General features: G+C 62.1%; 12 protein-coding genes. 7 read left to right on the forward strand and 5 right to left on the reverse strand.

Annotated features, from left to right (window positions below):
• Positions 1–401: porin (locus tag ACWTU9_RS17285; protein ID WP_455859335.1), on the forward strand; the 401-nt coding region annotated here is incomplete at its 5' end.
• Between the two features lie 237 nt (positions 402–638).
• Complete coding sequence (locus ACWTU9_RS17290; protein WP_455859336.1) at positions 639–1,718, forward strand: tyrosine-type recombinase/integrase; 1,080 nt, start codon at positions 639–641, stop codon at positions 1,716–1,718.
• A gap of 59 nt (positions 1,719–1,777) precedes the next feature.
• Here ACWTU9_RS17290 and ACWTU9_RS17295 read toward each other — a convergent pair whose 3' ends face one another.
• A complete protein-coding gene (locus ACWTU9_RS17295; protein ID WP_455859337.1) occupies positions 1,778–2,677 on the reverse strand; it encodes an alpha/beta fold hydrolase in 900 nt (299 codons plus the stop codon).
• Between the two features lie 299 nt (positions 2,678–2,976).
• Positions 2,977–5,010 carry a lytic transglycosylase domain-containing protein gene (locus ACWTU9_RS17300; protein WP_455859338.1) on the reverse strand — a complete coding sequence of 678 codons (2,034 nt, stop codon included), beginning with the start codon at positions 5,008–5,010 and terminating at the stop codon, positions 2,977–2,979.
• Between the two features lie 248 nt (positions 5,011–5,258).
• Here ACWTU9_RS17300 and dapA point away from each other — a divergent pair, with 248 nt between their 5' ends.
• The 3 genes from dapA to ACWTU9_RS17315 all read left to right on the forward strand — a co-directional run bounded on the left by dapA (position 5,259) and on the right by ACWTU9_RS17315 (position 7,474).
• On the forward strand, positions 5,259–6,140 hold the full coding sequence (dapA, locus tag ACWTU9_RS17305; protein WP_455859339.1) for a 4-hydroxy-tetrahydrodipicolinate synthase: 882 nt from the start codon (positions 5,259–5,261) through the stop codon (positions 6,138–6,140).
• Between the two features lie 25 nt (positions 6,141–6,165).
• Positions 6,166–6,645: an SsrA-binding protein SmpB gene (gene smpB, locus ACWTU9_RS17310; RefSeq protein ID WP_455859340.1), complete on the forward strand. Its 480-nt coding sequence runs from the start codon at positions 6,166–6,168 to the stop codon at positions 6,643–6,645.
• A gap of 88 nt (positions 6,646–6,733) precedes the next feature.
• Positions 6,734–7,474: a glycoside hydrolase family 25 protein gene (locus ACWTU9_RS17315; RefSeq protein WP_455859341.1), complete on the forward strand. Its 741-nt coding sequence runs from the start codon at positions 6,734–6,736 to the stop codon at positions 7,472–7,474.
• A 37-nt stretch (positions 7,475–7,511) separates the two neighbouring features.
• On the opposite strand, the gene ACWTU9_RS17320 is transcribed toward ACWTU9_RS17315, so the two are convergent.
• On the reverse strand, positions 7,512–8,417 hold the full coding sequence (locus ACWTU9_RS17320; RefSeq protein ID WP_455859342.1) for a DMT family transporter: 906 nt from the start codon (positions 8,415–8,417) through the stop codon (positions 7,512–7,514).
• A gap of 131 nt (positions 8,418–8,548) precedes the next feature.
• Here ACWTU9_RS17320 and ACWTU9_RS17325 point away from each other — a divergent pair, with 131 nt between their 5' ends.
• The gene (locus tag ACWTU9_RS17325; RefSeq protein ID WP_454577025.1) at positions 8,549–9,037 is read left to right on the forward strand and encodes an Lrp/AsnC family transcriptional regulator; all 489 of its coding nucleotides are present in this window, start codon (positions 8,549–8,551) and stop codon (positions 9,035–9,037) included.
• Between the two features lie 18 nt (positions 9,038–9,055).
• Here the strand turns inward: ACWTU9_RS17325 and ACWTU9_RS17330 are convergent, their stop codons facing one another.
• Together ACWTU9_RS17330 and ACWTU9_RS17335 are read right to left on the reverse strand one after the other, a co-directional pair.
• Entirely contained in the window at positions 9,056–9,721 is a 666-nt protein-coding gene (locus ACWTU9_RS17330; protein ID WP_455859343.1) for a uracil-DNA glycosylase, read from the reverse strand.
• On the reverse strand, positions 9,718–10,299 hold the full coding sequence (locus ACWTU9_RS17335) for a LabA-like NYN domain-containing protein (protein WP_454588395.1): 582 nt from the start codon (positions 10,297–10,299) through the stop codon (positions 9,718–9,720). The genes ACWTU9_RS17330 and ACWTU9_RS17335 overlap by 4 nt, the downstream gene beginning before the upstream one ends.
• A 331-nt stretch (positions 10,300–10,630) precedes the next feature.
• On the opposite strand from ACWTU9_RS17335, the gene rpoZ reads away from it, so the two are divergent.
• The gene (rpoZ, locus tag ACWTU9_RS17340) at positions 10,631–11,032 is read left to right on the forward strand and encodes a DNA-directed RNA polymerase subunit omega (protein ID WP_454588394.1); all 402 of its coding nucleotides are present in this window, start codon (positions 10,631–10,633) and stop codon (positions 11,030–11,032) included.
• The last annotated feature ends 85 nt before the right edge of the window (positions 11,033–11,117 follow it).

The following is an 11,117-nucleotide window of genomic DNA, read 5'->3' on the forward strand; positions in this document are numbered from 1 at the left end:
ACATCACCCCGATGCAGAACCTGTCGCTCTTCATCATGGGCGGCTACGGCACCGACGACAACCTGACTGACACGACCTACGCTTTCCCGGCAGGCGGTCGCGGCTTCTACAAGCAGTGGGATGGCAACTGGGCAGTCTGGGGTGGTGGCACCTACACCATCAACGAGAAGACCTCGTTCAACGCCCAGGTCTCGTATGACGAAGGTGAGAACCTCGGCATCGCCGCCAACATCGCCTACGATGTTGTTCCAGGCCTGACGATCACGGCCGAAGTCGACTACATCAATGCAGGCAAAATCGATGACGTCGATACGCTTGGCACGAACCACAACTGGACCGGTATTTCTGATGGCGGCGACGACGCCATCGGCGGCATGCTCCGCTTCCAGCGCTCGTTCTAAGGACTGGCTTTATACAGGTGAATACCAGCCCGGGCGCTTCAACGCCCGGGCTGTTTTTGTTTCGTGACTGGACAAGACAAGCAGAAGGAACAGGGGGAATCGGCAGCTGAATAGTCCGTAGGGTGAGTTCGTGGGATCCGCTGATGGGCGGATGAAGTCACAACTGCGTGATTAAATCTCTTGAAAGGACGCTTCCAAGCGGATAGGTCTGACTCTATCCACTCGGGGGTGTGGCAATTGATGACCAACGAAGCGACGCAAGAGGGTGATCCCGCCGATCATTTCTCGATGTTTTCTTCTCAAACCTCGAAGATAAGATACAGCTACAACAAAATCCGAGAAGTAAAGTCGCACAGGGTCGGAGAGCTTTTTTCAGCATACCGGGACATACTCTGGGATGACGGGCGGCATAAGTACAATGTCAGCTCCTTCATCGGCGAAATAGACGAGATTCTCCTCGGAGAACGGTTCAGCGCCTTCGACCAGAGCACCCTGGACAACCTTATCGGCACCTTGCGCCAGCGCGGCAACAGCAACGCAACCATCAATCGAAAGATGGCTGCCCTCAGCAAACTGCTGCGCAAGGCTTACAAGATGGGGGATATCCACAGCCTGCCCGAGTTCCGCCGCCAGAAGGAGCGGGCGGGACGGATTCGTTTCCTCGAAAGGGACGAAGAGGCAAGGTTGTTCGCTGCCATCAAGAGCCGCAGCGAGGATGCCTATCGTCTCTCGGTCTTTCTCGTCGACACCGGCTGCCGCCTCGGCGAAGCGCTCGGACTGATCTGGAACGACATCCAGGAACACCGAGTCTCGTTCTGGATCACCAAATCGGGCCGCAGCCGCACCATTCCGATGACCGAACGGGTCAAAGAGGTGATCAAACTGCCGCCCTCAGAGGGTCGCAGGCCCAAAGGTCCGTTCACAAAACTCAGCCAGGCACAATTTCGGGCCATCTGGAACGATGCCAAGGCCGAAGTCGGCCTCGGCGCAGATGACCAGGTGGTGCCGCACATCTTGCGCCACACCTGCGCCTCGCGTCTGGTCCAGGGCGGCATCGACATCCGGCGCGTGCAGATGTGGCTCGGCCATCAGACGCTTTCGATGACCATGCGTTACGCGCATCTGGCCACAAACGATCTCGACGGTTGCGTCGTCGTGCTGGAAACACCCCGCGGCGAAGGGTTGTCCGGTGACGCGCAAAACTCGGCCTTCGCATCGCCGCTGACCACGCCTTCAGGGGCGGCGCCGAAGCAAAAAGGCGAAGCGACCGCGGCGAAAGCGGCCAAGGCGCCCAGGAAAAGCTCTAAAGCCAAATAGTTCCATCGATCGTTGATATACCGAAAAGGCAACCCCAGGATCATATTTGAACTTGGGGGTTACTTTGTTGGAGCTGTGTGTTCCGCCTTGTCCAGGAAAGCTGCGATGGCGCCGGGCAGATTGCCTGTCTCCAGGAAGGGGGCGTGGCCCTGGCCCTCAACGGTGATCGCTTCCATGCCGGGATGGCGCTTGCCCATCTCTTCGAATGTCTCCACCGACAAAAGTTTCGAGTTGGCGCCACGTATGGCAAGCAGCGGTATGGCCATCAGCGCATCGAACTGCGGCCATAGGTCCGGCAACGGCTTGCTGAAATCCGCACCGGCCAGCGTCTCGACCAGCTTGGGGTCGAAATTCGGCACCAGCCCCTGATCGGTCTCGCGATAGAGAGCCGACACCATCCGCTCCCAATCCGCCTGCGTCAGCGCGGAAAAGTCACCGCCATGAGCGCTGCGTTGGGCCTCGATAGCCTCGGTCCGGCTCTTCGGTTTTGGTGCCGGATCGAGATAGGTCCGGATATGGGCGAGCCCGGCGGCCTCGATCACCGGGCCGATGTCGTTGAGCACGATGGCTTTCAGCACGGCTGGCCGCAGTGCGCCGAGCACATGGATGATCAGCCCGCCGCGCGACGTGCCGACAAAGGCTGCGCTTGCGATGTCGAGCGCCGTGAGCCCGGCGAGGATGTCGCCGGCTTCGATGCCGACATTGTAGTGTCCGATATCGGGGTCGTAGGCCGATTGGCCGCGGCCGCGATAGTCGAAGGCGATCACCTTGCGAGGATTGTCGGCCCGCTGCGACAGGTAAAGCGCCAGCTCATGAAAGTCGCGCGCGTTGCGGGTCAGGCCGGGCAGGCAGACCGCCGGCCACGCTGTCGAATTCGTCTCGCCGTAGACGCGGGCGTGAAGCCTGTGCCCATCCGGCGCTGTGTAGAAGAAATCGGAAAAGCTGTCCGTGCTCGACATACCAAAGGGACTCCCTCGCCAGATTGTCTCCGTCTGCTACAGGCGAGGGGCGGGGTGGTCAAATCGAGGGTTGTCGGCAAGGTGACACTTTTGGAAATGTCGGAGGGACAGCGCCCGCCTCTGTCCTACCGGCCATCTCCCCACGAGGGGGGATTGGCGGTTCCGGCGCTACGCCCTTCCTTCGATGTTGGAGATTGGCGAAATCGGCAGTGACAGCTGATCCCCCCACTCGTGGGGAGATGGCCGGCAGAACAGAAGGGGGCGCGAAGGATCGCCTGTCTGCGACGACGCTCTGCCGCTCAGCTCCGCCCGTTCACGAGATCCCCGACAATGTCGTACTTCCCCGAAATGCGCATCTTGTAGACTTCGTAATTCTCCATCACGCGCTGTACGTAACTTCTGGTCTCCGTGTAGGGAATCCGCTCGATCCAGTCGACGACGGCATCTATCCCTTTGCCGCGCGGGTCGCCATATTTGGCCACCCACTGGGCGGCACGGTTGGGGCCGGCATTGTAGCCGGCGAACGTCAGCACGTAGGAGCCGCCGAAGCGGTCGAGCTGTTCGCCGAGGAAGGCCGCACCCAGTGTCGCATTGTAGCCGGCATCGCTGGTCAGCCGATCCTGCGAAAAGCTCAGTCCCGCCTTTTTCGCCAATTGCTTTGCGGTGCCCGGCATCAGCTGCAGCAGGCCGCGCGCGCCGGCGCTGGAGACGGCGCCGACATTGAACTCGCTCTCCTGGCGCGCGATGGCATAGGCCAGCGCCTTGCCCGAGCCGGAAATGTCGGCGGTGTCGGGAATGACGCCCAGCGGATGCGACAGCGCGCCGACATCGATGCCGCGCGCGCCGGCGATCTTGCCGATCTTCAGCGCCATGAAATGGTTGCCCTGGTTTTCCGCCAGCACGGCAAGCAGCGCCAGTTCGCCGGGACTGGTCAACTGCCCTGCAAGGTCGCGGTAGAGCGTCTCGGCATAGCGGTCATAGCCCGCTTCCTGCAGCCGCTTGATGGCGCTGACCGCTTCGCGTCCGTCAAAGCTTTGGCGGTCTGCATTGCTTGGCTCTGGGTAGACGATGTTCAGCGTGCGCAGGCCAACCCGTTCCGCCGCCAACTGGCCGTAGAAAGTGGTGCCATAGGCCGCTGCCTTGGTGAAATAACCCTTCGCATCGCCGGGTCCGCCGACTTCCGCCGCGCGGCCAAGCCAGTAATAGGCGCGCGACAGCGACATCGGCCCCTGCGCAAGGTCGGCGATGCGGGCAAAATGTCCGGACGCGGTGCCGGGATCGTTGAGGCCTCGCAGTGCATACCAGCCGGCGTGGAATTCGGCCTCGGCGGCACTGGCGGGGCTTTCGGCGGCATGCGCGGCAACGATCTTGTAGGCGGTCTTCCAGTCGCCCTGGTCGACCAGTGCGCGCGACAGCACGCGGCGCTCGACCCACCAGGCATCGGGATCGACCAGCGCGTCGCGATCGGTTGGCGCCTTCATCACCACTGCGGCGGCGTCGGCAAACTTCCGCTGCTTGCGCAGATATTCGGCTTGCGCGAAGAAATAGCCGGCCGATCGTTGTGCTTCAGGTACTGCTTTCAAGAGCTTGGCCGCGTTCTTGTCGCCACGCGAGGCAGCGGCCCAGGCATCGGCCAGCGGTTGCGCGCCGGCAAGCGCGGCGACCCGCAGCGCCGAATTCTCCCGATCGGCATAAAACATCCGTTCCATGCGGAAACGATGGTCGGCAGCCGGGATAAAAGCGCCAAACTCCTTGATGACGGACGCCTCATCCTTCGCTTCCAGCTTTTCGGTGCGCCAGAACGGCGACAAAACGGAAAGCGCGGCCTTGGCATTGCCCAGCGCCACATAGGATCGGGCAAGGATCACCACGCCTTCGAAGGTTAGCGGCTGGCTTCCATCAAAGGCTTTCACCACTGTCTGCGGCGGGGGGCTTTCGCGGTAGAGCGCGCGCTCGCTGTTCTTGCGCAGGGCGATTGTGCCCGGCCAGTTCGGCAGCATCTTTGGGGTATCGGCAATCTCGCTGCTCGGCACACGGTCGCCCCCATAGAGCGCGATCGCCCAGGCCAGGATATGGCGGTCGAGCGAATTGGCCGGCAATGTTTCGCGTACGGCTCGTGCCGCGGCAATATCGCCGGTCGCCAACGCGTCGAGCCCGCCTTTCAACACGACGATACTGCCGGAGGGCGCGTCGGTCTGCGCTCCGTCCTGCAGGCCAGGCATCGGGATCGACGAGGTCGTCTGCTCGTCGACGCTCTCGTTTGCCGCCGTCCCCACTATCAGCAGGGCAACGGCGCCAAGCAATACGAAGCGGAAGGGCCGACTGGCCGGCATGGATCCTGATCTTTCCCTGTTGCGGCACCTTAAATGGCAAGCCCAGGTGCCCGAGAGCCTAGACTTAGGTCGTGAAGAGCCCGTAAACAAAGGGTTATCGAGGCCGTTCGAATTGCGCTTGCTGGCACCATCGGCATGCTTGCCGCTGAACAGTGTCGAGACTATGGTGCGCGGCTTCGCTTTCGGCTAGAAGGCGCCGACGCTGAAACACATCAAGAAACCCGAGAAGTCCCAAGGAGTTGGACGACATGCTGAGAGGCTCGCTTACTGCGCTCGTGACACCGTTCGAAAAGAGCGGGCGTTTCGACGAGAAAGCCTTTCGCGCTTTCGTCGAGTGGCAACTTGGCGAGGGCACGACGGGTCTCGTTCCGGTCGGCACCACCGGCGAGTCGCCGACGCTATCCCATGATGAGCACCGCCATGTCGTCAAGGTCTGCATCGAGGTCGCCAACGGCCGCGCTCCGGTCGTTGCCGGCGCCGGCTCCAACAACACTGCGGAAGCGGTTGGTCTGGTGCAGTATGCCGAGCAGGCGGGCGCCGATGCGGCATTGGTCGTCACGCCTTATTACAACAGGCCGACGCAGCGCGGCCTCTACGAGCATTTCGCTGCCGTCGCCAGGGCGACCAGCCTGCCGATCATCATCTACAACATCCCGCCGCGCTCGGTCATCGACATGATGCCCGAAACGATGGGCCGGCTGGCACACGACTTCAAGAACATCGTCGGCGTCAAGGATGCCACCGGCAAGGTCGAGCGTGTGTCCGAACAGCGCGCCACCTGCGGCAAGGATTTCATCCAGCTTTCGGGCGAGGATGCCTCCGCGCTCGGCTTCAACGCCCATGGCGGTGTCGGCTGTATCTCGGTGACGTCAAATGTCGCGCCGCGGCTGTGCGCCGAATTCCAGGAAGCCACACTGTCCGGCGACAGCGCCAAGGCGCTGGAGTTGCAGGACCGCCTGCTGCCGCTGCACAAGGCGATCTTCCTCGAGCCCGGCCTGTGCGGCGTCAAATACGCGCTGTCGAAGATAGGCAAGGTCGAGAACGTGGTGCGCTCGCCGCTGGTGACGATCGAGGCATCGACCGCGGAGCGGATCGATGCGGCGATGAAGCATGCCGGCTTGATAAATTGAGGATGAGGCGCCACCTCTCCACATCATGAATCAAGTCAGAAAAGCCGATCCCAACAACAAGACCGTTGCGGAGAACCGCAAGGCGAGGTTTTCCTATGAGGTGCTCGACACGGTCGAGGCCGGCCTTGTGCTGACCGGCACCGAGGTCAAGTCGCTGCGCCAGGGCCAGGCCAACATCCAGGACAGCTATGCCTCGGTCGAAGGCGCGGAGATCTGGCTGATCAATTCCTATCTGCCGGAATATCTGCAGGCCAACCGCTTCAACCATGAGCCGCGCCGGCGCCGCAAGCTGCTGCTCAACAAGCGCGAGATGGCAAAACTGTCACAGAGCATCGAGCGCGAAGGCATGACGCTGGTGCCGCTAAAGATCTATTTCAACGACCAGGGCCGCGCCAAGCTCCTGCTCGCCGTCGGGCGCGGCAAGAAACTGCACGACAAGCGCGAGACTGAAAAGCAGCGCGACTGGTCGCGCGAGAAGGGCCGGTTGCTGAAAGAACGCGGCTGAGGAACATCGATCCTTGGCCCGAAAAAAGCCAACAGTCTGGCTTTCAAGGGTGGAACGGCTGAGCCGGCTGTTCCGACAGGGGATCGCCTTGAAAAACCGGATTGTTCTCTGGGGCGCGGCCAGTCTGGTCTTTGCCGGCCTCGTCGCGGCGGGCGGCTCTTTCTACTTCCAGACTTTCTCGCCGGATCGCGAGAGCTATCCGGTCAGGGGCATCGACGTTTCCCATCATCAGGGTGAGATCGACTGGCGGCGCGTTGCCGCCGACGATGTCGCCTTCGCCGTCATCAAGGCGACCGAGGGCGGCGACCATGTCGACGACGCCTTCGCCAAGAACCTGCGCGAGGCGCGCGCGGCCGGCCTTGCTGTCGGCGCCTATCATTTCTTCACCTTCTGCCGGCCAGGTGCCGACCAGGCGAAGAATTTCATCGCGGTGGTGCCGCGCGATCAGCCGCTGCTGCCGCCGGTGGTCGACATCGAATTCGGCGGCAACTGCCCGCAACGCCCGTCACCGGAGCAACTGAGCGCGGAGCTTCAGGCCTTCCTCGGTCCGGTGGAGGCTGCGTTCGGCAAGCCGGCAATCATCTACCTGACCGACGAGGCCGCGGAGGCCTATCTCGGACAGATAGCTGTGCGTCAGCGCTGGCTGCGCTCGCTGGCGCGCAAGCCGAGCGAGGACGGCTGGATCTATTGGCAGTATCACAATATGGGCCGCGTCGACGGCATCGAGGGCGATGTCGACCTAAATGTGCTGCAGGGTGGGCAGCAAACGCTGGCCGAGTTATTTGCCACGCCCGGATCGGTCTTTCCGCAAACGCGTCCATCGCCCTGATCGGATCAGGCAGTCATCCGCTTTGGCGACCGCAGTCTCACGCAGTCTTGCTCACAGGTCTGGCGACAGCCGAAAAAGCCATCCCTGCAGCCATGATCAGGACGGCGGCGAACTGGGTGCCTGTCGGCGTTTCACCGAGCACAGTCATGGCGATGAGGACCGTCGCGATCGGCACGCATGGCATGAACAACGATGCCGTCTGCGACCCCAACTGTCGGACGACATAAGTATAGAGGAACATGGCTGCCGCACCTGCCAAAAACCCTTGAATGACGATCTGGCTGGCGATCTCGGCCATTGATGCGACGCGCAGGCCGCTTGGGGCAAAGAAACAGAGCAGCGGCAGCGGCACGCATGACAGGAGCACGACCGTTGCGGTCGCCGTAACCGGATCGACACGCCAGCGCCGCACGAGAATGGCATAGGTGGCAAACATTGCGCCCGATGCGATGAACAGGACATCGCCGAAGAGGACGTCCTTCATGCCGCTATCGCTGCGCCCCGGCGCAATGAACAGGATCAGCCCGGCAATGATGGCAGCGACGCCGATGGTTCGCTGACGTGAGGCCTTGTCCGTCATGGCGATGTGCGACAACACGAACGAGAAGAACACGATCGAGGCAGGGCAAAGTGCCGCCCCATGCGCGGCGGGTGCGTAAGTGAGGCCCCAATTGATGATGATCGGGTAGGGCACTCCAGCCAATGCCGCGAGTGTCAACGCACGCCTCCAGCCCAATGCCTTGCCAGTCGCCAGGCCGCTGCGCCAGACGACCGGCAGCATGACCATGCCGGCCCCGACAAAGCGCAAGGTCGCGAGATCGGTCGCCGTCAGATGCTCCCGCAGGCTGAAGCGGGCGGCGACAAACTGCACAGCGTAGATACCGATCATGGCCAGGCCCGCAAGGATTGCGGGCTTCGTGTTTCGGTCCTCTGCCACGCGCATTTTCTATCCCGCTCGATCCTGCCAGCGGAGGCTTCTACCTCAGGCGGCTTTTGTTGCAAGCGCAGCCTATTGCTGAAAATGGTGCGACAAAATATGCTATTTTCACAATACGGAAGTGAAATTCACACAATATGGGCGCTGCAGACGTGAATCATGAATCCGACCAGCTGGACGCCATCGACCGCAGCTTGCTGCGGCTGCTGCAGGAGGATGGGCGTCGCACCACCCTCGATCTCGCTGCCCGTGTCGGCCTGTCGCCGACCGGCACCAGCCAGCGCGTGAAGCGCCTGTTTCGTGACGGGTTCATCACTGCGGTCCGGGCCGTGCTCAATCCGCAAAAGATCGGCCGTGGCACGCTCGTCTTCATCGAAGTCAGGCTCGACCAGGCGGCGCCGCATGTGTTCGACCGTTTCGCCGAAGCGGTGGCCAAGGCCCCCGAAGTGCTGGAATGCCATATGGTCGTCGGCGGCTTCGACTATCTGGTCAAGGCCCGCATTTCGGAAATGGCCGCCTACCAGGATTTCCTCAAGCGCGTGATCCTGCCGCTGCCGGGTGTCAGGGAAACGCACACCTATGCGTCGATATCGGACGTAAAGCCGGACGCGCTGCTGCCGGTGTGAGACGACACTTGGCAGCTCTCAGCCCCGCAGGAAAGCGGCGATGTCGCTGAAGACCTTGACGAACATGGCTTCGGTCAACACACCCGTATTGGTGTTGTAGCGCGAGCAGTGATAGCTGGAAAACAGCGTGACTCGGCCGGCCTCCAGTCGGCCGCCATGCTTGAACGGATAGGCAGCGACACGCTGGCCCAGCGCCCTGACCGTCGACTGATGCGCGATCGAGCCGAGCGCCAGGACGGCGCGCAGTCTGGGAAAGCTTGCAATCGTTGGCACCAGAAAGCTGCGGCAAGTGGTGATCTCGGCGCCGACCGGCTTGTTGTCCGGTGGCACGCAGCGCACCGCATTGGTGATCGCGGTCCCGACCAGTTGCAGCCCGTCATCGGGGCGCGCCTTGAACTCGCCGCGCGCAAAGCCGTGCGCGATCAGCGTCGAATAGAGCAGGTCGCCGGCATAGTCGCCGGTGAACGGCCGCCCCGTCCGGTTGGCGCCGCGCAGGCCAGGCGCCAGCCCGACGATCAGAAGCTCGACCGCGTCGCCGCCGCCTGGTGGCAGGAATGTTGGCACCGGCGCATTGAACCATGACGGTTCGCGCTGCCGCCATTCGGCGATGAAATCGTGCAGCCGTGGACAGAGCGGGCAGTCACGGTCCGGTTCGGAGGCGGCGTCCAAGGCCGTCGCCGTCAATAATCTTCCTCTTCGACTTCCGCCGGATCGGGCCGGCGCACCGGCCGCTCGGAGGGATCGCGGCCGACCTCGTTCTTGAGAGATGTCAGGTCGATGAAGTGATCGGCCTGGCGGCGCAGATCGTCCGAGATCATCGGCGGCTGCGAGGCCATGGTGGAGACGATCGAGACCTTGCGGCCGCGCCGCTGCAGCGCCTCGACCAGGGTGCGGAAATCGCCGTCGCCGGAGAAGATGACATAGTGATCGACGACATCGGCGAGCTCGAGCGCATCGACGGTCAGCTCGATGTCCATATTGCCCTTGATCTTGCGGCGGCCGGTTGAGTCGGTGAATTCCTTGGCCGGCTTGGTCACCACCTTGAAGCCATTATAGTCGAGCCAGTCGATCAAAGGGCGGATCGAAGAGTATTCCTGATCCTCGACCAACGCGGTGTAGTAGTAAGCGCGCAGCAGATAGCCGCGCTTTTGAAAGCTCGATAGCAGCTTGCGGTAGTCTATGTCGAAGCCAAGTGCGCGCGAGGTGGCGTAAAGATTGGCTCCGTCAATGAAAAGAGCGATTTTTTCACGGGGGTCGAACATGGCAATATTCCTTTTTCGAAATAGGTGGCGGACTAATCGAAATGGATCGGATATATCGGTCGGCTCGTAAATAAACCGGCTGACCTTTCGTCAACCGAGATAACGCCAGTTTTGCGGCAATCCAAGGGTGCCCAGGCTGACTGCAAGCAATTGTGATCGGGGCCGTGTCGTCGCCGGCGAGCAGGCTTCGCCGGCAAGGCATTTATCGGCGTCCGAAACCGGCATGGGCGTGCCCCGGAGGCCGCAGCGCCATAATGCTTGTATTTTGGCGGCGTTCGGGTTATGGACCGCGCCTGTTTTCCATCAAATCCAGGCATGAAAGGGGCAATCAATGGCCCGCGTAACCGTTGAAGACTGCATCGACAAGGTCGACAACCGCTTCGAGCTCGTGCTGCTTGCTGGCCACCGCGCCCGCCAGATCAGCCAGGGCGCGCCGATCACCGTGCCGCGCGACAACGACAAGAACCCGGTCGTGGCGCTGCGCGAGATCGCCGATGAGACGCTGTCGCCCGACGATCTCAAGGAAGATCTGATCCACTCCCTGCAGAAGCATGTCGAGGTCGACGAGCCGGAAGCCGACGGCGAGGCGATCGCCGACCAGACCGGCGGCGCAGTCGCCGCAACCGATGCCGATGACGCCGAAGACAACGTCACCTTCGATCGCATGACCGAGGAAGACCTGCTGGCCGGCATCGAGGGCCTGGTTCCCCCGGAAAAGAGCGACGACTACTAAGCAGACGCTCTGGATCTGCCGGGAATATGGTTCCGGCACTTCCGTCCCGTCAGTTTCGTGGCTATCTATGAGATGCGCCGTACAT

The organism is Mesorhizobium sp. 128a (assembly GCF_053848025.1).

What these genes read in the sequence shown, in the direction of transcription:
- ACWTU9_RS17295 (WP_455859337.1), bottom strand. Translation starts at nt 2,677, where the DNA reads ATGTCGAGCACGGACAGCTTTTCCGATTTCTTCTACACAGCGCCGGAT.
- ACWTU9_RS17300 (WP_455859338.1), bottom strand. Translation starts at nt 5,010, where the DNA reads ATGCCGGCCAGTCGGCCCTTCCGCTTCGTATTGCTTGGCGCCGTTGCC.
- dapA (WP_455859339.1), top strand. Translation starts at nt 5,259, where the DNA reads ATGCTGAGAGGCTCGCTTACTGCGCTCGTGACACCGTTCGAAAAGAGC.
- smpB (WP_455859340.1), top strand. Translation starts at nt 6,166, where the DNA reads ATGAATCAAGTCAGAAAAGCCGATCCCAACAACAAGACCGTTGCGGAG.
- ACWTU9_RS17320 (WP_455859342.1), bottom strand. Translation starts at nt 8,417, where the DNA reads ATGCGCGTGGCAGAGGACCGAAACACGAAGCCCGCAATCCTTGCGGGC.
- ACWTU9_RS17325 (WP_454577025.1), top strand. Translation starts at nt 8,549, where the DNA reads ATGGGCGCTGCAGACGTGAATCATGAATCCGACCAGCTGGACGCCATC.
- ACWTU9_RS17335 (WP_454588395.1), bottom strand. Translation starts at nt 10,299, where the DNA reads ATGTTCGACCCCCGTGAAAAAATCGCTCTTTTCATTGACGGAGCCAAT.
- rpoZ (WP_454588394.1), top strand. Translation starts at nt 10,631, where the DNA reads ATGGCCCGCGTAACCGTTGAAGACTGCATCGACAAGGTCGACAACCGC.